Annotated in this window: 18 protein-coding genes; 5 read left to right on the top strand and 13 right to left on the bottom strand. The window is 67.6% G+C overall.

Annotated elements, in window-relative coordinates:
* Positions 1–189: 189 nt before the first annotated feature.
* The 3 genes from ACWDUD_RS20350 to ACWDUD_RS20340 all read right to left on the bottom strand — a co-directional run bounded on the left by ACWDUD_RS20350 (position 190) and on the right by ACWDUD_RS20340 (position 2,960).
* A complete protein-coding gene (locus ACWDUD_RS20350; protein WP_450110441.1) occupies positions 190–1,650 on the bottom strand; it encodes a catalase in 1,461 nt (486 codons plus the stop codon).
* A gap of 76 nt (positions 1,651–1,726) precedes the next feature.
* Positions 1,727–2,152 (bottom strand): Fur family transcriptional regulator, encoded by a 426-nt coding sequence (locus ACWDUD_RS20345; protein WP_450110440.1) that lies wholly within the window; start codon positions 2,150–2,152, stop codon positions 1,727–1,729.
* Positions 2,153–2,183: 31 nt separating this feature from the next.
* Positions 2,184–2,960, bottom strand: a complete 777-nt coding sequence (locus ACWDUD_RS20340) for a methyltransferase domain-containing protein (protein WP_450110439.1) — start codon at positions 2,958–2,960, stop codon at positions 2,184–2,186.
* 347 nt (positions 2,961–3,307) lie between these two features.
* Between ACWDUD_RS20340 and trpS the strand changes: the two genes are divergently transcribed.
* Both trpS and ACWDUD_RS20330 read left to right on the top strand, forming a co-directional pair.
* Complete coding sequence (gene trpS / locus ACWDUD_RS20335; protein ID WP_450110438.1) at positions 3,308–4,348, top strand: tryptophan--tRNA ligase; 1,041 nt, start codon at positions 3,308–3,310, stop codon at positions 4,346–4,348.
* A 183-nt stretch (positions 4,349–4,531) separates the two neighbouring features.
* The gene (locus ACWDUD_RS20330) at positions 4,532–5,329 is read left to right on the top strand and encodes a DUF5602 domain-containing protein (RefSeq protein ID WP_450110437.1); all 798 of its coding nucleotides are present in this window, start codon (positions 4,532–4,534) and stop codon (positions 5,327–5,329) included.
* Positions 5,330–5,402: 73 nt separating this feature from the next.
* Here ACWDUD_RS20330 and ACWDUD_RS20325 read toward each other — a convergent pair whose 3' ends face one another.
* The 7 genes from ACWDUD_RS20325 to ACWDUD_RS20295 form a co-directional block, all read right to left on the bottom strand.
* Positions 5,403–6,029, bottom strand: a complete 627-nt coding sequence (locus ACWDUD_RS20325) for a hypothetical protein (RefSeq protein WP_450110468.1) — start codon at positions 6,027–6,029, stop codon at positions 5,403–5,405.
* Positions 6,013–7,728: an FAD-dependent oxidoreductase gene (locus tag ACWDUD_RS20320; protein WP_450110436.1), complete on the bottom strand. Its 1,716-nt coding sequence runs from the start codon at positions 7,726–7,728 to the stop codon at positions 6,013–6,015. The genes ACWDUD_RS20325 and ACWDUD_RS20320 overlap by 17 nt, the downstream gene beginning before the upstream one ends.
* Positions 7,725–9,230 (bottom strand): flavin-containing monooxygenase, encoded by a 1,506-nt coding sequence (locus ACWDUD_RS20315; protein WP_450110435.1) that lies wholly within the window; start codon positions 9,228–9,230, stop codon positions 7,725–7,727. Before ACWDUD_RS20315 ends, ACWDUD_RS20320 begins: the two co-directional genes overlap by 4 nt.
* On the bottom strand, positions 9,227–9,802 hold the full coding sequence (locus ACWDUD_RS20310; RefSeq protein WP_197256917.1) for a TetR/AcrR family transcriptional regulator: 576 nt from the start codon (positions 9,800–9,802) through the stop codon (positions 9,227–9,229). The genes ACWDUD_RS20315 and ACWDUD_RS20310 overlap by 4 nt, the downstream gene beginning before the upstream one ends.
* Before the next feature lie 75 nt (positions 9,803–9,877).
* Complete coding sequence (locus ACWDUD_RS20305) at positions 9,878–10,330, bottom strand: GNAT family N-acetyltransferase (protein WP_231611616.1); 453 nt, start codon at positions 10,328–10,330, stop codon at positions 9,878–9,880.
* A gap of 83 nt (positions 10,331–10,413) precedes the next feature.
* Positions 10,414–11,445 carry an aspartate-semialdehyde dehydrogenase gene (locus ACWDUD_RS20300; protein WP_450110434.1) on the bottom strand — a complete coding sequence of 344 codons (1,032 nt, stop codon included), beginning with the start codon at positions 11,443–11,445 and terminating at the stop codon, positions 10,414–10,416.
* 2 nt (positions 11,446–11,447) lie between these two features.
* Positions 11,448–12,713 carry an aspartate kinase gene (locus ACWDUD_RS20295; RefSeq protein WP_197256930.1) on the bottom strand — a complete coding sequence of 422 codons (1,266 nt, stop codon included), beginning with the start codon at positions 12,711–12,713 and terminating at the stop codon, positions 11,448–11,450.
* Between the two features lie 175 nt (positions 12,714–12,888).
* Here ACWDUD_RS20295 and ACWDUD_RS20290 point away from each other — a divergent pair, with 175 nt between their 5' ends.
* Positions 12,889–13,290, top strand: a complete 402-nt coding sequence (locus tag ACWDUD_RS20290) for a TIGR03668 family PPOX class F420-dependent oxidoreductase (RefSeq protein ID WP_197256932.1) — start codon at positions 12,889–12,891, stop codon at positions 13,288–13,290.
* Positions 13,291–13,333: 43 nt separating this feature from the next.
* Here ACWDUD_RS20290 and ACWDUD_RS20285 read toward each other — a convergent pair whose 3' ends face one another.
* The 3 genes from ACWDUD_RS20285 to ACWDUD_RS20275 form a co-directional block, all read right to left on the bottom strand.
* Positions 13,334–13,621: a hypothetical protein gene (locus ACWDUD_RS20285; RefSeq protein WP_450110433.1), complete on the bottom strand. Its 288-nt coding sequence runs from the start codon at positions 13,619–13,621 to the stop codon at positions 13,334–13,336.
* A 348-nt stretch (positions 13,622–13,969) separates the two neighbouring features.
* Positions 13,970–14,161, bottom strand: a complete 192-nt coding sequence (locus ACWDUD_RS20280) for a YegP family protein (RefSeq protein ID WP_197256936.1) — start codon at positions 14,159–14,161, stop codon at positions 13,970–13,972.
* A 147-nt stretch (positions 14,162–14,308) separates the two neighbouring features.
* On the bottom strand, positions 14,309–14,641 hold the full coding sequence (locus tag ACWDUD_RS20275) for a histone-like nucleoid-structuring protein Lsr2 (protein ID WP_197256938.1): 333 nt from the start codon (positions 14,639–14,641) through the stop codon (positions 14,309–14,311).
* 967 nt (positions 14,642–15,608) lie between these two features.
* Between ACWDUD_RS20275 and leuA the strand changes: the two genes are divergently transcribed.
* A complete protein-coding gene (gene leuA / locus ACWDUD_RS20270; RefSeq protein ID WP_197256940.1) occupies positions 15,609–17,417 on the top strand; it encodes a 2-isopropylmalate synthase in 1,809 nt (602 codons plus the stop codon).
* Between the two features lie 152 nt (positions 17,418–17,569).
* Positions 17,570–17,944: an SHOCT domain-containing protein gene (locus ACWDUD_RS20265; RefSeq protein ID WP_197256942.1), complete on the top strand. Its 375-nt coding sequence runs from the start codon at positions 17,570–17,572 to the stop codon at positions 17,942–17,944.
* Positions 17,945–18,044: the final 100 nt, after the last annotated feature.

Below are 18,044 nucleotides of genomic sequence, written 5' to 3'. Positions count from 1 at the left end.
TTTCGAGGGCTTCGGGGATTCCCCCGAAGCGGTGAGCACGTACGTGGTGGATGTGGAGATCGGTGCCGGCGGGGCGGATGATGGAGGCAACCGCTCGCATCGCGAAGGAGGCCGACGATGGAATCCTTGATCGTCTTCGCTCTCGCCGTTCTCGTCTACTGGTGGGGCCTGCTCTGATCCGGCGTCCGGTCAGCCGCGGCCGGCCCGGACACCCTCCTCGACCTTCTTGCCGAGGTCGGCGTCGACACTCCGCCAGTAGTCGAAGATCCGCTCGTACAAGGACTCCGAGGTTCCGCCGAGGATGTGGCCGACGATGTTGTCGACCAGGCGCTCCCGCGCGGCGTCGTCGAGAACCTCGCGTACGAGCGTCCCCGCCTGCGCGAAGTCGTCGTCCTCGGCGTGCCGGACGTATCCGGCGCGGATCGCCTCGGTGCCGAACTCCCACAGGCCGTCGTCACCGGCCCGCTGCGGGTCGGCGTGCGGTCCACCGAAGCTGTTCGGTGCGTACACCGGCGTCGCCGGGTCGTTGAACGAGAACGCCATGTTTCCGTCCTGCGAGTACGAGCGCACCTCGTTGCGCGCCGCATTCACCGGCAGCTGCGCGTGGTTGGCGCCGATGCGGTAGCGGTGCGCGTCGGCGTAGGAGAACACGCGGCCGAGCAGCATCTTGTCGGGCGAGAAGCCGATACCCGGCACGATGTTCGACGGCGCGAACGCGGCCTGCTCGATCTCCGCGAAGAAGTTGCGCGGGTTGCGGTTCAGCGTCCACGTGCCGACCTCGATGAGCGGGTAGTCCTTCTGCGACCACACCTTCGTCAGGTCGAACGGGTTGAAGCGGTACGCCTCGGCCTCGGCGACCGGCATGACCTGCACCTTCAGCGTCCAGCTGGGGTACTCGCCGCGCTCGATCGCGTTGTAGAGATCGGCCCGGTGGTAGTCCGGATCGGTTCCGGCGAGGGTGTCCGCCTCGGCCTGGGTGAGGAACTCGATCCCCTGGTCGGTCTTGAAGTGGTACTTGACCCAGAAGCGCTCACCGGCGGCGTTGATCCACTGGTAGGTGTGCGAACCGAACCCGTCCATGTGCCGCCAGGTCTTCGGAATACCGCGGTCGCCCATCAGCCACGTCACCTGGTGTGCGGTTTCCGGCCGCAGTGTCCAGAAGTCCCACTGCATCGTGTGGTCGCGCAGGCCCGAGCCGGGCAGGCGCTTCTGCGAGTGGATGAAGTCGGGGAACTTGATCGGATCCTTGATGAAGAAGACCGGCGTGTTGTTCCCGACCAGGTCGTAGTTGCCGTCCTCGGTGTAGAACTTGACCGCGAAGCCGCGCGGGTCGCGCCACGTGTCCGGGCTGCCCTGCTCACCGGCGACGGTCGAGAAACGCACGAGCGATTCGGTTTTCGCGCCCGGCTGGAACAGCTTGGCCTTGGTGTAGGCGCTGACGTCGCCGGTGACGACGAGCTCACCGAACGCACCGCCGCCCTTGGCGTGGACGACCCGCTCGGGCACCCTCTCCCGGTTGAAGTGCGCGAGCTTCTCGATGAGGTAGTGGTCGTGCAGCAGAATCGGGCCCTGGGTACCGGCGGTCAGCGATTCGTCGTCGCTGCCGATCGGGTTTCCCACGTTGTTGGTGGTGAAGGGTGCGTTGGTCATGCTGATCTCCTGATGCGTTGTGCGCGTAGATCTTCTCGGTCCGGGGGCGCGATACCATCCTGGCCGACGGGGTGGACTAACGGCAGTCGGGACACAGTCCCCAGAACGTGATCTCGGCCTCGTCGACGGCGAATCCGCGTGCGTCCGAGGGAGCGAGACAGGGGGCCGCGCCGACCACACAATCGACGTCGACGACCGTGCCGCAGTTGCGGCACACGAGGTGGTGATGGTTGTCGCCGGTTCGGGCTTCGAACCGCGCCGGGGAGCCGGCCAACTCTATCCGGCGGAGCAATCCCGCACTCACACAGGCTTTCAGCACATCGTAGATCGCCTGGGTGGACACGGAACCGAGTTCGCGGCGCACGGCTGCGGCCACCTCGTCGGCATCGGAATGCGGATGTGCGGCAACCATTCCGAGTACCGCGACGCGCGGAGCGGTCACTCGGAGCCCCACCGAGCGCAACTGCTCGCGAGGGTCGAAGTTCTCGTCCGTTCGTTCCATGACTACGAGTATGCCCCTTTTCTGGAATTAGTCAAGAAAAGGGGCGCTTCGCCCGTGTGCCTTTGTGGCGGTCGGAGGCGCCACAAAGGCACACGGGCGGCTGAGCCGCACGGCAGACCAGCATGCGGTCGGCGCCCTTCTGGAAGCGGTAGTCGACCTCGACGACTTCACCGGCGATGTTCCGTCCCCGAAGCTCCGCGAGCAGCTCGTCCAGGCGCGGATAGAGAACCGACGATCCCGAGGCCACGAGCGGAAAGATCCGCACCTCGCCGCTGGCGACGCGCACGAGTTCGACGATCGCGTCGACGTGGAAGGCGTGGTCGAGGCGGTCGGAATAGCTGAACAGCAGGTGTGAACTGAGTACGAGGTCGAAGCTGTCGTCCGCGAACGGCAGGGACGGCAAGCGCCCGGCGACGTAGTGCTGCGGGTGCCGGCTCATGTCGGCGGCGAACTTCCGGACCGCGTGCTGCCGGACGCGCCGGTGCTCGTCCGGGTCGACGAAGAACGTCCAGTCGTACTCGTCGGCGTGAGCGCGGACGTATCGGTCACCGCGGTCGGTCTCGGCTGCCGCGACGGCGGCCAGTTCTTCCGCTCCGTTACCGAAATAGGCCGTGTCACATGCAGTTACATCGCCGCCGCGGTCGTTCACTTCGCCGGTGAACCCGGCCGCACCTCCAGGGCAGTCCAAGATCCGTCGGAACAGGTCGTCGGCGGTGAGGCCGAACATCGCCCGGTACTCGTCCAGCGAACGGGAACTGATCAGCATCTCTCCGATACCGCCGGCCGGAACAGGATCGTCGTGGGTCATGGGTGGTTCCTCTCGAATCGAGGCCACCTCACCGGACGTGCCGCCACCGTCCAGGAAGCGAGCGTGATCGACCGCGGAAGAGGCGGCCGGAAAGCACAGTCGACGGGCCGCTAGGAGTACGGCCACCAACGCTGCGTCACGGTAATCACCGCTCCATTGGAGCACGGCGAGAGATGGTTCGGCAATCGGCCGAACTGCTACGCTGGCCGGGTGATCGTCATCCGACAGGCATGGTGGTGGCTGCGCCGGCAGCCCAATTGACCATGTCCGCGGGCTGTACGCAGCCCGCGATCGTCGTCCGACCAGATCGAGGTTCGTGCAGCCCCTGACCATTTCAGGAGCAGTACATGACTTCCCTTGCCACCAGCGTCGAACGCAGCGAGACTCTTCGCACCGACGTCGCCGCGAACCCTGGTCGATATCGGGTTCTGACCGGTGAAAGACCAACGGGCCCATTGCATCTGGGACACTACTTCGGCACCGTCGCCGAGCGTGTGCGTCTGCACGACTCGGGCGTGGACACCTTCGTCGTCCTCGCGGACTACCAGGTCGTCACCGACCGCGATGCCATCGGCCGGGTCCGGGACAACGTCTACAGCGCAGTCCTGGACTATCTGGCCGCCGGGATCGACCCCGATCGGGCCACGATCTTCACCCACTCCGCGGTGCCGGCACTGAACCAGCTGATGCTGCCGTTCCTGAGCCTGGTCACCGAAGCCGAACTGCACCGCAACCCGACCGTCAAGGCCGAGCATGCCGCCTCGGGCCGCGCGCTCAGCGGCCTGCTGTTGACGTATCCGGTGCACCAGGCCGCCGACATCCTGTTCTGCAAGGGCAATCTGGTCCCGGTCGGAAAGGACAACCTGCCCCATGTGGAACTGACCCGGGTGATCGCCCGGCGGTTCAACGACCGCTACGGGGCGGTGTTTCCGGAGCCGCAGGCGCTGCTCACCTCCAGCCCGGAAGTACCCGGCCTGGACGGACGGAAGATGTCCAAGTCGTACGGCAACGCGATCACGTTGTCGATGACCGCCGACGAGACAGCCGCGGTGATCCGCAAGGCCCCGACCGATTCGGATCGGCGGATCACCTTCGACCCCGTCGCCCGCCCCGGGGTCTCGGCGCTGCTGACCACAACAGCGCTGTGCACGGGCGGCGACGAGCACGAAATCGCCGACACGATCGGCGACGCCGGGGCCGGAGCACTGAAGAAGATCGCCACGGAGGCCGTCAACGACTTCCTTGCCGCACACCGTCGTCGGCGCGACGACCTCGCCGGGAACCCGGACCACGTCCACGCAGTCCTGCGGGAGGGTAACCGACGCGCCTGCGAGATCGCCGAGCAGACACTCGCCGAGGTACGAACCGCGATGGGAACGATGTACTGATGCGACCGGCCACCCCTCGCCGCGGTCGCCGGGATCGGGTTTCCGCGACACTCGGATGCCGAGGCCGGGACGCACTCCGAACACCCGACGATCACGAATCGATCTACCGCGCCCGCGCCCGCCCGACGCGCAGTTAGTATCCGAAACGACGGATACCCCCGCGTCGGAAATCGAGGGCTGTACATGGAGATTCGACCCTGCGCCCGTCTGCTCGCCGTGATCGCCGCCGCAGGGTGCCTCGGATTGTTCGTGGCTCCCGCGACCGCGGCCGGTGGGGGCATTTCCGACCTGGTCGAGGGCCCCGCGCGTCCCGTCGGGGCGGGCAACGCCCGCGCATACGTCACTCTCGACGACGACGGCACGCCGGCCACGATCGGGGTCCGGCTCGACGCGGCCGCGCTCGACGAGCTGCCCGGCGGCCCGCTGCCGACCACCGAGGAGTACGTGCTCGAGCTGCCCGAGCAGGCGAAGGCCGCGCCGTTCGACCACGTCACCGTCGACTGGAATTCGCACGGCCACAACCCCGAGCACGGTTTCGACGTGCCGCACTTCGACGTGCATTTCTATCTGCTCGACAGGGCCACCGTGTCCACGATCGACCCGTTCGTCCCCGGCTACGTCCAGGCAGCCACCACCCTGCCGGACCCGAGATACGTGCCCGCGGGCTACGCACCGAGCGGGGATCCGCTGATGTCGACGGTCCCGCGCATGGGACTGCACTGGCTCGACACCGCCGAATCGGGACACCACCTCACCGAGACGGTGTTGTACGGCACGTGGAACGGACGGCAGGCGTTCGTCGAACCGATGATGAGCCGCGACTGGCTCGCCTCCCGGCCGCTGTTGCACGAGCAGCTGCCGCAACCCGAGGCGTACCAGCGCACCGGCCTCTACCCCACCACGTACGCGGTGTGGTGGGACGAGGCGGCCCGGACGTACACGATCGAGCTCGGCGGACTGACGATGCGCGAGGCGTCGTAGGGGTCCGCCGACGGGGAAGGCAGCCGCGCGCGGTCGCCCGCGCGCGGCTGTCTCCTGCCTCCGCCGATCCGCGCTACCGACCCGGTCCGGTACTCATCCGGCCCTGTGTGATGACGATGCCGTGATGGGTTCCGGACCGCAGCCACCGGTCGAGCGTCGGACCGCCGGCCTGCACGTCCACCCGGGCGTACCGGAAGCGGCCGCGCAGCTTGGCCGTCGCCCGCAACAGTCCGCCGCCGTCGAGGGGCTGCGCGAACGTCAGCCCACCGGCGATGGGCAGCTCGGGGCCCTTGGGCGACGCCGTGGTCGTCACCTTCCACGACTCACCCGTCGCCGAGAACGTCCGGGTGACGTCGCCGGCGAACTCCGCAAGCACCTTCGGCAGATGCCAGTGGGTCCGGCCGCCGTGCACCGACGGCTCCGAGTCGACGGCGATGAACGGTACCGCCATCGACGGAATCATCCCCGGTCGCAGCACCGGGCTGGCCAGGATCTCCCGGTAGGGCCCGACCGGCGACTCGAGGTAGTCCACCATCATCGCGAGGGTGAACGGCAGCGTCGTCCCACCCGGCCCGAACTGCGCCGCGTCGGGGGTACTGCGGTGCCACCACAGGGTCGCGCGCACGGCCGCCGGCCAGGGCGGCGGGGGCGAGACCGGCCAGTCCTCCCGGTCCGTGCTGCTCTCAGGCACGCTCCACAGCATGTGCAGGTTCCTCTCGGCGGACGGTGGGTACGGGCAGCAGCAGCGCGGCCGGAGCGTCGGCGGGCACCGCCGGCCGGACCGGCGCCACCGGCGCCACGGGCACGTAGCCCTCCCCGAGCGCGGGGCGGGTGTCGGCTTCACCCTTGTTGGGCCACAGGGCCATCGCGCGTTCGGCCTGCGCGGTGATGGTGAGCGAGGGGTTCACACCCAGGTTCGCGCTGACCGCCGAGCCGTCGACGACGTGCAGCCCCGGATGGCCGTACGCGCGCAGGTACGGGTCGACGACGCCGGTGTCCGCCGAGTCGCCGATGACGCAGCCACCGAGGAAGTGGGCGGTCATCGGAATGTTCACCAGATCGGCGATCGAGCCTCCCGCATCACCGTCGAGCTTGTCCGCGACCCGCCGGATCGCCTCGTGCCCCACCGGGATCCACTCCGGCGGCGGTTCGCCCGGTCCGGGCTTGCTCGTCACACCGCGACCGAACGGGCTTCGGCGGCTGCGCAATTCGAGCGAGTTGTCGTCGGTCTGCATGACGAGCGCGATCACGGTGCGTTCGGACCAGTGCCGCACCGACAGACTGCGGAAGAACGCGCCCGGGTTGCGGGCGGCGACACCGAAGAACTTCACCAGTCGCGGTGCGCGACCGCCGCCGTCGGTGAGCAGTGCCTGCAGCAGGCCGATGGCGTTGCTGCCCTTGCCGTATCGGACCGGCTCGATGTGCGTGTGGTCGTCCGGGTGGAACGACGACGTGATCGCCACGCCGCGGGTGTAGTCGATCGTGGTGTCCTGCGCGGACGCGGCGAGCACCGCCTCCGAGTTGGTGCGCACGACCGTGCCGAGGCGGGGCGACAGGTTCGGCAGCGCACCGGTCTCCTGCATCGCGAGCAGCAACCGCGCGGTGCCGTACGTGCCGGCCGCGACGACGACCTGATCTGCGGTGAAGACCTTGCGGCGCTTACGGATCCGGTTGGTGCTCTTCGTGTGGATCTCGTAGCCGCCACCCTCCCGCGGACGCACCTCGGTGACGGTCGTGAGCGGATGGACGGTCGCACCGGCCTTTTCGGCGAGGTACAGGTAGTTCTTGACGAGGGTGTTCTTGGCCCCGACCCGGCAGCCGGTCATGCACCCACCGCATTCGGTGCAGCCGGTGCGCTCGGGTCCGGCACCGCCGAAGAACGGATCCGGCACGGTCTCGCCGGGCGTTCCGAAGAGCACGCCGACCGGCGTGGTCGTGAAGGTCTCACCGACCCCCATGTCCTCGGCGACCGAGCGCATCACCTCGTCGGCGGGAGTGGTCGACGGATTGGGGCGGACCCCGAGCATCTTCGCGGCCTGGTCGTAGTACGGGCCGAGTTCGGCTTCCCAGTCGGTGATGTGCCCCCACTGGGGATCCTGGAAGAACGCCGACGGTGGCCGGTAGAGCGTGTTGGCGTAGTTGAGCGATCCTCCGCCGACCCCTGCGCCGGCCATCACCAGCACGTCGGGCAGCAGGTGGATGCGCTGGACGCCGTAGCAGCCGAGGGCCGGTGCCCACAGGTACTTGCGCAGCCGCCAGCTGGTCTTCGGCAGCTCGTCGTCGCTGAACCGCCGCCCGGCCTCGAGGACACCGACGCGGTAGCCCTTCTCGGTCAACCGCAGTGCCGAGACGCTGCCGCCGAAGCCCGAGCCGATCACGAGCACGTCGTAATGGGTCATGCGTTCACCTGCTCGGCGGCGGGGCGCGCCACGTAGTTCTCGGAGTCGAAACGCCGGGTCACCTGCCGGAACTTCCAGGTGAAGGTCGGCCACATCACGGAGTTGCGGCCCTTGCGGTCCAGGTACCAGCTCTGGCATCCGCCCGCGTTCCAGATCGTATCGGCGAGCATCGGATCCAGTCCGGAGTTGTAGCGTCGCTGCGCGCCGTCGGTCACCTCGACGGAGCTCAGCCGTCGGGTGCGCATCGTGCGGATCGCGTCGGCGATGTAGGTGGCCTGTGATTCGAGCATGTACACGATGGAGCTGTGGCCGAGGTTGGTGTTCGGTCCGTACATGAGGAACAGGTTCGGGAACCCGTGCACCGCCGTGCCGAGGTGCGCGGACGGACTGCCGTTCCACGTCTCGGCGAGGGTGCGTCCGCTGGTACCCCGAATGTGCTGGGCCACAGGAGGTTCGGTCGGCGTGAAGCCGGTGCCGAAGATGATCGCGTCGACCTCGTACTCGTTGCCCTTGTCGTCGACGACGGCGTTCTCGGTGACCGCGGTGAGACCGGAGGCGACCACGGTGACATCGGGCCGAGTGATCGCGGGGAACCAGTCGTTGGACAACAGGATCCGCTTGCACATGATCCGGAAGTTCGGCTCGAGCTTCGCGCGCAGCTCGGGATCGGCGACCTGCTTCGCGAGGATGGACCGCGCCCGGCGTTCGAACAGCGGCACGATCCACTTGCGCGCGAACGGCTTGGTCATCCCGACCACGTAGGTTTCCTTCTGGCCGTAGACGGCCGCACGGACCAGCCTCTGTGCCGCCGGGACCCGGCGATAGAGCGCTTTGACCGGAGCCGCGATCGTGTGGTCGTGCTTGGGCATGACCCACGAGGCGGTCCGCTGGAAGAGGGTGAGGTGCGCGACCTTGTCGACGATGGCGGGAACGAACTGGATCGCCGATGCTCCGGTACCGATCACGGCGACCCGCTTGCCGGTCAGGTCGTAGTCGTGGTTCCACTCGGCGGAGTGGAACATGGTGCCGCCGAACAGCTCCAGTCCCGGAACCTTCGGCAGGGTCGGAGTGGACAGGGCACCGGTGGCGGCGACGAGGACGTCGGCGGTCAAGTCACCTTTGGAGGTCGACACGAGCCAGCTCCCCCGCGCGTCGTCCCACTGCGCATCGCGCAGTTCGCAGTCGAACACGGTCCGGTCGGTCACTCCGGTCTCACGTGCGACGCGGCGCAGGTAGGCGTAGATCTCGGCCTGGGTGCCGTGGGCCTTCGACCAATCCGGCTCGGGCGCAAAGGAGAACGAGTACAGCGCGCTGGGCACGTCGCACGCGGCCCCGGGGTAGTTGTTCACCCGCCAGGTACCGCCGACGTCGTCCCCGCGTTCGATCACGACGACGTCCGCCTTCGGATCCTCGCGCAACAGCGTTGCGGCCATGCCGATTCCGCCGAACCCGGCGCCTACGACGAGGGTGTGCACGTGGGTGGGGAGCGTTGCCGAACTCATTTCATCACCAGCGCTTTCCAGACGGGGAGCAGCCGCTCCCGGAACTCACGATCGGATTCGGGGGTACGCATCAGGGAGGACACCGCGAAGCCGCGGGCCAGTTCGATACTCAGGTCGATGGCGTCCGGACTGATCCGGTCGCCCATGATCTCGAGGCAGCCGACGTGCAGGGCGTCGGACACCTTCCGCTCCAAGGGGATCATCGCCTCGTGCAGAGCGGGGTCGGTGCGGGCGGCGACCCACAGTTCGAGTGCCGCGTCGAACAACGGGCCGACGAACGCGTCGAACAGCGTCTCGAGCGCGCGGTCCGGTTCGGGCCGTGCCTCGAGGATCTCCGCGAGCCGTTTGTCGACGAGGTGCGCGACGGCCGCGACGACGAGCGACTCCTTGGTCGGGAAGTGGTGCAACTGGGCGCCGCGGGACACGCCGGCGCGTTTGGCGATGCCCTGCGTGCTGGTGCCCGCGTATCCCAGTTCGACGAGGGAGTCGACGGCGGCGTCGAGCAACTTGGCTCTCGTCGCCGCGGTTCGCTGGGCCTGTGTGCGGGGCACACCGGCTGTGGTGTCGGTCACGAAACCGAGAGTAACGGTAAAACTACAAACAGTCCAGACTGTTTGTAACTTTCTTTTTCCGGGCTCCGAGGACGGTCAGCCGGCCTCCCGACGCATCGGCACATGGTCGATTCCGGCCTCGAGATAGTTCGGCCCGGTCCGGCGGAAACCCCAGCGGCCGTACCACTTCTCCAGATACGCCTGCGCCGAGATCTCGATCGGACGGGGGAAGTCGCCGATCACGGCATCGATCAGCCGCGCCGCGTGACCACGCCCGCGGGCATGCTTCGCGGTGGCGACCCGCCCGATGTGGATCACCGGCCCGTCGTCGAGGACCCGCAGGGTCGCCACCACGTCGCCGTCGACCTCGGTCCAGTACAGCGTGGTGGTCGGTTCGAGATCGAGACCGTCGAGCTCGGGTTCGCAGACGATTCCCTGCTCGTAGACGAACACCTCGAGGCGCAACCGGACTATCCGATAGAGGGTTGCCGGGTCGATGCGGTCGAGCGTCGCGGAGCGGATGGACGGCACGCTGTCAGACTGGCACATTTTCGGACCGGGGCGACGAAAAGAGCGAGTGGACCACCCCGAAGGGTGATCCACTCGCTCGAGTGCAGTGGGAGGCTACCCGCTCAGACGAGCAGCTCCGCGATCTGGATCGTGTTGAGCGCAGCGCCCTTACGCAGGTTGTCGCCCGAGACGAACAGCGCCAGGCCCCGTCCGTCCGGCACGCCCGGATCCTGCCGGATGCGGCCCACGAGCGACGGGTCGTTGCCTGCGGCGGCCAGCGGCGTCGGCACGTCGACGAGCGTCACACCGGGAGCGTTCGCCAGCAGTTCCTTCGCGCGCTCGACCGACAGCGGCCGCTCGAACTCGGCGTTGATCGACAGCGAGTGGCCGGTCACGACCGGGACGCGCACGCACGTGCCCGACACGAGCAGATCCGGCAGGCCCAGGATCTTGCGCGACTCGTTGCGCAGCTTCTGGTCCTCGTCGGTCTCGCCCGAGCCGTCGTCGACGAGCGAACCGGCCAGCGGCAGCACGTTGAACGCGATCGGCGCGACGTACTTCTCCGGCGCCGGGAAGTCGACGGCGCTGCCGTCGTGGACGAGCTTGTCGGCGTCGGCGATCACCGCGCGCGCCTGGCCGAGGAGCTCCTCGACGCCGGCGATGCCGCTGCCGGACACGGCCTGGTAGCTCGAGACGATCAGGCGCTGCAGGCCCGCCTCGTCGTGCAGGACCTTCAGGACCGGCATCGCAGCCATCGTGGTGCAGTTCGGGTTGGCGATGATGCCCTTCGGCGGGTTCTTCGCCTGCTCGGGGTTGACCTCGCTCACGACGAGCGGGACCTCGGGGTCCTTGCGCCACGCCGACGAGTTGTCGACGACGGTCGCGCCGGCCGCCGCGAAGCGCGGAGCCTGCTCACGGGAGAGGGTCGCACCCGCCGAGAACAGCGCGATGTCGATGCCCTTCAGATCCTCGTCGGAGGTCGCCGCGGCGTCCTCGACCACGATCTCCTCGCCGCGGAACGGCAGCTTCTTGCCGGCCGAGCGGGCCGACGCGAAGAACCGCACCTTGTCGGCGGGGAAGTTGCGCTCCTCGAGGAGCGTGCGCATGACGATGCCGACCTGGCCGGTCGCACCTACAACAGCAATGGTGGTCATTATTACCGTCCCGTTCCGGCGTGGACGACGGCTTCTTCCTCGCCGCCGAGGTCGAACGCGGCGTGCAGGGCACGGACCGCGTCGTCGAGTTCGGTGTCGTCGACCAGCACCGAGATGCGGATCTCCGACGTGGAGATGAGATCGATGTTGATGCCGGCCGCGGCGAGCGCCTCGCAGAACTTCGCGGTCACGCCCGGGTGGCTCTTCATCCCGGCCCCGACGAGCGACACCTTGCCGATGTGATCGTCGAACAGCACCTGGGTGAAGCCGATCTCGTCCTGCTGCTTGGTCAGCAGCTCGACGGCACGCGGGCCGTCGGCCATCGGCAGGGTGAAGGTGATGTCGGTCTTCCCGGTCTCGACCTTCGAGATGTTCTGCAACACCATGTCGATGTTGATCTCGGCGTCGGCCACGGCCCGGAAGACCTTCGCCGCGTAGCCGGGGGTGTCGGGCAGGCCGACGACGGTGACCTTGGCTTCGCCGCGATCGTGCGCGACGCCGGTGATCAGGGCCTCTTCCACGGGGATGTCCTCCATCGATCCGGACACGATCGTGCCGGGCTTGGTGGTGTACGACGAACGAACGTGCACGGGCACGTTGTAGCGGCGGGCGTACTCGACGCAACGCAGCATGAGCACCTTCGCACCGCACGCGGCGAGTTCGAGCATCTCCTCGAAGGAGACCGTGTCGAGTCGCTGCGCGTCCTTGACGATGCGCGGGTCGGCGGTGAACACACCGTCGACGTCGGTGTAGATCTCGCAGACGTCGGCGTTCAGGGCCGCCGCCAGCGCGACGGCGGTGGTGTCCGATCCGCCGCGACCGAGCGTGGTGATGTCCTTGCTGTCCTGGCTGACGCCCTGGAAGCCCGCGACCAGGACGATGCTGCCCTCATCGAGCGCGGCCCGGACACGACCCGGCGTGACGTCGATGATCTTGGCGTTGCCGTGGCTGCCGGTGGTGATCACGCCGGCCTGCGAGCCGGTGAACGAACGGGCCTCGGCACCGAGCGAGTGGATGGCCATCGCGACGAGAGCATTGGAGATGCGCTCACCGGAGGTGAGGAGCATGTCCATCTCGCGCGCCGGCGGCACCGGGCACACCTGCTGAGCGAGGTCCAGCAATTCGTCGGTGGTGTCGCCCATCGCGGAGACGACCACGACGACGTCATTGCCCGCCTTCTTGGTCTCGACGATCCGTTCAGCGACGCGCCGGATCCGCTCGGCCGTCGCGACCGAGGATCCTCCGTACTTCTGGACGACGAGTGCCACGCTGGCGAACCTCCGGGTATTGGGTGCAAGTACCAGGAAGCGAGTCTACCGATGAGGCCCCGGACGACCCCGCTCGGGCCGTCCTGCGCCTCCGGCGCCCGTGTGCCTTTGTGGCGGTTCCGGGCGCCACTTGTGCACACCGGCGCGGAGCGCCCGGAGGGCTAGCGTGAGGTGCATGGACGCCCGCCGCCGCGTCGCTGCCGCCCGGGTGGCCCGACTCGCCACGGCGGACGGGTCCGGCACGCCGCACGTGGTCCCGATCGTGTTCGCCCTGGACGGCGACGCGATCCACACCTGCGTCGACGACAAGCCGAAGACCACCCGGCGGCTGCGGCGCCTGACCGACATCGCCGAGAATCCGCGGGTGAGCGTGCTCGTCGACCACTACAGCGACGACTGGTCGCAGCTGTGGTGGATCCGCATCGACGGCATCGCCACGGTCCACGACGCGGACACCGAGGCGGGCGCCACCGGACTCGACGCGCTGGCCCGCAAGTACCCGCAGTACCGAGAACAACGGCCACCCGGCCCGGTGATCACGATCGACCGGCTGCGCTGGCGCTCGTGGTCGGCCTGAGCCACGACGGTCGCCGGGTCCTCGACGTCGGCTCACCCGGTGATCACGGCCGCGGGTTGGTGCGGACCCACCGGCGCCGGTCGCTCTGCGTGGCCCCGGTGCAGCGACGACACAAGACGACGCCGTGCTCCCCGATCTCCGCCAGGTACAGCGCCTCGCTCCACGGCACGTGCGCGAAGCGATCCAGACGGGCACGAGAGAGCGGAACTCCGCACAAGGTTTGATTCGTGCCGGGCGTCCACGCGTGCGTGTCACCGCACGGGTACCGGATCCCGTCGCTGTCGATCCACCGACTCGATGCCGCGACCGCGTGCTCGGTTCGCTGGGCCATGAGTCCGGGTTCCCACGGCCGGGTGAATTCATGCCGGCCCGGCGAAAAGTGCCGTCGGCCCCGGCCGGAAGAACACCCGGCGCCGGCCACGGCGACGATTCCGTTCCGCCGAGTGCTGGGCACAGGACTCCTGTTCGACGCGGACTCCACGGTTCAGCAGGGAGCGGATTTCTGTGCCGCCCTTACAGATCAGGGAGAATCCTCGTGCGCAAGACGACAATTGCCGTCCTCGCCACGACCACGGTCGCCGCCTGTAATCGTGGTCGACCTGTGGTCCTGCGCACCGGACACAGGACCACAGGGCGGTCGGGCGCGACCCGGTCGTCGATATCGTCGACAGACCCCGATTCACGACTTTTTCGAGGTCAAGTCCTCCACGGGAGCCGAGGCGGCATTGGCCTTGACCGACGCAATACCGTTCTGAGCCGCTGCCTTCGAGGTGTAACCCTGGCTGGCCGCGATGATCTCGCCGTTGGCTGCTTTCAGCCGGAACCGGAAATCTCCGCCGGTGTCCTTGAAGAGCTCGAACCTGGCAGACATGACACCTCCACTGCGATGTCCACGACGGTCGCAGACCCCGTGTCACCACGGTAGGTCGCGCTCTCGAACACCGGCTGCGGAACAGCGTGATCGCCTGTGGCGCTGCGTGACTGTGCTTGCCGTCTACGGACCGACACGGAACGGAGGTCAGTGCGCCGCCGTGTACTCGTCGACGAGCGACTGCGGCATGCGTCCGCGGGCAGGGACCTCGTAACCGGCCGAGATGGCCCATTCCCGGATCTCCTTGGAAGTCGGCGAACCCGAGACGCCGGGCGGGCTTCCTCGCCGCTTGCGTCCTCCGACACGGGTGGCATTCGCCACGTAGGGCTCGATCTTCTTGCGGAAGTCCCGAGCGTTCTTCTTGTTCAGATCGATGGTGTATTCGACCCCGTCGAGTGCAAAACTTATCGTCTCTCCGTCCTCTTCCAAAGGGGTTCCGTCGATGTCGTCGAATATCTCGACAACGGTTCTTTTCGCCACAGGAAACCTCCATTTCCGGTATTCGAACGAGTCCAAAAGCAGTGTACATACCGACGGTATGAATTGTCCGAAATCATCGGAGCGCCACTCAGAAGTGTTGGCTGCTGCCGATTCCGACCGCGACGCCCTCACGTGAGCCGAAATGGATTCGGCATGCGTTGATCAACGAATCGAGCCCCGAAAAATACCGCGAGGAATCTTCCCCGAGTGACACGGCCGGGTTCCGAAAATGATCATCGAGCGTGCATGCGATCGGACAGATCGCGTCGATCTCATCGGTCGAGTAATTCCATCCTTTCGGCCGAGCGAGAGGCCGTGACCACTCCGGTCGCACCGAGGCCCTGGAGTCCGGTGCGGCCGCCACAGGAGATCGCCGCGTTCCGAGCACCGAACGCACCCGGTCGACGGGGCAGCCGTGACGGGTCAGTACCGGCGAAATACCCTCGGCCACATGGCAATAGGCACCGCCCGACCTTCCGGGTCCGGCCCGCGGAGACCGACGCGGTCGGGCCGGGAACACGATCGCCGTGCGCATGTACCGGAAGACGCACGCGAGTCGCACACCGTCATAGACGCTGCCACGAGCCGGTAACCGGACTCCCCGGTCGGGTCGCCGATGGTCATCGCGTCGCCCCCTCCCGGCAACGGCCGGTTCGGGCCGAGCAGCTCGCCCGAACCGAGGAGGCCCACCGTCTCGTCCGCGCAGGTGCGGGGCACGTCCAGCACCCTGCAGGGTTGTCCTTCATGTCCGGATCACCGGTTTCGGCCGCGTCCATTGTGTGAGATGGATCGCCCCCCTCTGGGCCCGACTGGGCCGGGACGAGTACACTGCCAGGCATGCAGCGCGCCCTTCTCCTCGGCCGCCGCGGCGGGATCTGACCAGACCGGCTTCCCGTCGCGGGGTTTCGACGCGCCGGTCGATATTCTGATTCGGACCCACAGGTCCACATTTTCTTTGGAGCACGTCATGTCACCCGCCGACGCATTCACTTCCGGTTCGCGCACCATCACGCCGCCGAGCAAGCCGGCTCCGGCCGACCAGCCGTCCTGGAACAAGCAGAAGAACTCCTCGATGCCGGTGTACCGGTACCTGCCGTTCGCGGAGGAGGTCGAGCCGATCTCGCTGCCCGACCGCACCTGGCCCGACAAGGTCATCGACCGTGCGCCCGCGTGGTGCGCCGTCGACCTGCGAGACGGCAACCAGGCGCTGATCGACCCGATGAGCCCCGCCCGCAAGCGCCGCATGTTCGACCTGCTGGTCCGGATGGGCTACAAGGAGATCGAGGTCGGCTTCCCCTCGGCGAGCCAGACCGACTTCGACTTCGTCCGCGAGATCATCGAGGACGGCGCGATCCCGGACGACGTGACGATCCAGGTGCTGACGCAGTCGCGGCCGGAACTGATCAAGCGGACCTTCGAGGCCTGCGCCGGCGCGCAGAACGTGATCGTCCACTTCTACAACTCGACGTCGATCCTGCAGCGCCGTGTCGTGTTCCGCGCCGACAAGGAAGCGATCAAGAAGATCGCGACGGATGCCGCCGCACTGGTGCTGGAAGAGGCGAAGAACCACCCCGACACGAACTGGCGCTGGGAGTACTCGCCCGAGTCGTACACCGGCACCGAGCTGTCGTACGCCAAGGAGGTCTGCGACGCGGTCGTCGACGTGCTGGGCGCGACCCCCGAGAACCCGGTCATCATCAACCTGCCCGCCACGGTCGAGATGGCGTCGCCGAACGTGTACGCCGACTCGATCGAGTGGATGCACCGCAACCTGGCCAAGCGCGACAGCATCATCCTGTCGCTGCACCCGCACAACGACCGCGGTGAAGGTGTCGCCGCGGCAGAGCTGGGTTACATGGCCGGCGCCGACCGCATCGAAGGCTGCCTGTTCGGCAACGGTGAGCGCACCGGCAACGTCTGCCTGGTGACCCTGGGCCTCAACCTGTTCAGCCGCGGCGTCGACCCCCAGATCGACTTCTCGAACATCGACGAGATCCGGCGCACGGTCGAGTACTGCAACCAGCTGCCGGTTCACGAGCGGCACCCGTACGGCGGCGACCTGGTCTACACGGCCTTCTCCGGAAGCCACCAGGACGCCATCAACAAGGGCATGGACCAGATGAAGGTCGACGCCGACGACGCCGATCAGGACGTCGACGACATCGTCTGGGCGGTTCCCTACCTGCCGATCGACCCGAAGGACGTCGGCCGCAGCTACGAGGCCGTGATCCGTGTCAACAGCCAGTCCGGCAAGGGTGGCGTCGCGTACATCATGAAGCACGACCACGGCCTGAACCTGCCGCGGCGTCTGCAGATCGAGTTCTCCAGCGCGGTGCAGAAGGTCACCGACGGCGAGGGCGGCGAGGTCAGCCCCAAGGAGATGTGGGACATCTTCCACGAGGAGTACCTGGCCCCGATCACGCCGCTGGAGCGGATGCGTCAGAAGGTCACCGCCTCGGAAACCGACGACGGCACCGACCGCATCGTCGCGACCGTCAAGGTCGACGGCGTCGAGAAGGAGATCGAGGGCGAGGGCAACGGCCCGCTGGCCGCGTTCGTCGACGCGCTGGAGACGATCGGTTACCGGGTCGCCGTGCGCGGGTACGCCGAGCACGCGATGTCGGCCGGTGACGACGCGAACGCCGCCGCCTACGTCGAGGCGGACGTGACCCGTCCGGACGGAACCACCAAGCTGGTCTGGGGCGTGGGCATCGCTCCGTCGATCACCACCGCATCGCTGCGCGCGGTCGTCTCGGCGGTCAACCGGGCGCACTGATTCCGCTCGCCGTTCGGCCTGCATTCGGACAAACGCGGCGGTACTCTTCGGGAAGTCTCCCGGGGGTGCCGCCGCGTTTGCTGTTTCTCCCGGCGTGACGGCTCCCCTCCGGATCGGGACTCGAGGTTCACACGGGACGAGAGGGAAGCTCCATGGATTTCTGGGACATCATCTGGTTCATCATCGTCAGCTTCGCGTTCGTCGCCTACCTGATCATGCTGTGGATGATCATCGGCGACCTGTTCCGCAATCGTGAGCAGTCCGGTTGGGTGAAGGCGATCTGGATCATCTTCCTGTTCATCTTCCCGCTGCTCACCGCGCTGGTGTACCTGATCGTCCACGGCGACGGCATGGCCAAGCGGAGCGCGCGGGAAGCCGCCGAGTTCAAGACCGCCCAGGACAACTACATCCGCGAGGTCGCGGGCAAGTCCCCCGCCGAGCACATCGCCGACGCCAAGGCGCTCCTCGACGCCGGGACCATCACCGAGGAGGAGTTCCAGGCGCTGAAGGCGAAGGCTCTCTCCTAAGGCGCCTGCGGCGCCGGTGTACGACCCGCAAGGACAGCGGCAGTTCCGAGCCTGAGCCTCTGCCCCCGTTGTCCGCGGCGGAGGTGGCGCGGATCGCGAT

The organism is Rhodococcus sp. NPDC003382 (assembly GCF_053589135.1).
This window is presented reverse-complemented; position numbering and strand designations above follow the sequence as displayed.

What these genes read in the sequence shown, in the direction of transcription:
- ACWDUD_RS20350 (WP_450110441.1), bottom strand. Translation starts at nt 1,650, where the DNA reads ATGACCAACGCACCCTTCACCACCAACAACGTGGGAAACCCGATCGGC.
- ACWDUD_RS20345 (WP_450110440.1), bottom strand. Translation starts at nt 2,152, where the DNA reads ATGGAACGAACGGACGAGAACTTCGACCCTCGCGAGCAGTTGCGCTCG.
- ACWDUD_RS20340 (WP_450110439.1), bottom strand. Translation starts at nt 2,960, where the DNA reads ATGACCCACGACGATCCTGTTCCGGCCGGCGGTATCGGAGAGATGCTG.
- trpS (WP_450110438.1), top strand. Translation starts at nt 3,308, where the DNA reads ATGACTTCCCTTGCCACCAGCGTCGAACGCAGCGAGACTCTTCGCACC.
- ACWDUD_RS20330 (WP_450110437.1), top strand. Translation starts at nt 4,532, where the DNA reads ATGGAGATTCGACCCTGCGCCCGTCTGCTCGCCGTGATCGCCGCCGCA.
- ACWDUD_RS20320 (WP_450110436.1), bottom strand. Translation starts at nt 7,728, where the DNA reads ATGACCCATTACGACGTGCTCGTGATCGGCTCGGGCTTCGGCGGCAGC.
- ACWDUD_RS20315 (WP_450110435.1), bottom strand. Translation starts at nt 9,230, where the DNA reads ATGAGTTCGGCAACGCTCCCCACCCACGTGCACACCCTCGTCGTAGGC.
- ACWDUD_RS20305 (WP_231611616.1), bottom strand. Translation starts at nt 10,330, where the DNA reads ATGTGCCAGTCTGACAGCGTGCCGTCCATCCGCTCCGCGACGCTCGAC.
- ACWDUD_RS20300 (WP_450110434.1), bottom strand. Translation starts at nt 11,445, where the DNA reads ATGACCACCATTGCTGTTGTAGGTGCGACCGGCCAGGTCGGCATCGTC.
- ACWDUD_RS20290 (WP_197256932.1), top strand. Translation starts at nt 12,889, where the DNA reads ATGGACGCCCGCCGCCGCGTCGCTGCCGCCCGGGTGGCCCGACTCGCC.
- ACWDUD_RS20285 (WP_450110433.1), bottom strand. Translation starts at nt 13,621, where the DNA reads ATGGCCCAGCGAACCGAGCACGCGGTCGCGGCATCGAGTCGGTGGATC.
- ACWDUD_RS20280 (WP_197256936.1), bottom strand. Translation starts at nt 14,161, where the DNA reads ATGTCTGCCAGGTTCGAGCTCTTCAAGGACACCGGCGGAGATTTCCGG.
- leuA (WP_197256940.1), top strand. Translation starts at nt 15,609, where the DNA reads ATGTCACCCGCCGACGCATTCACTTCCGGTTCGCGCACCATCACGCCG.
- ACWDUD_RS20265 (WP_197256942.1), top strand. Translation starts at nt 17,570, where the DNA reads ATGGATTTCTGGGACATCATCTGGTTCATCATCGTCAGCTTCGCGTTC.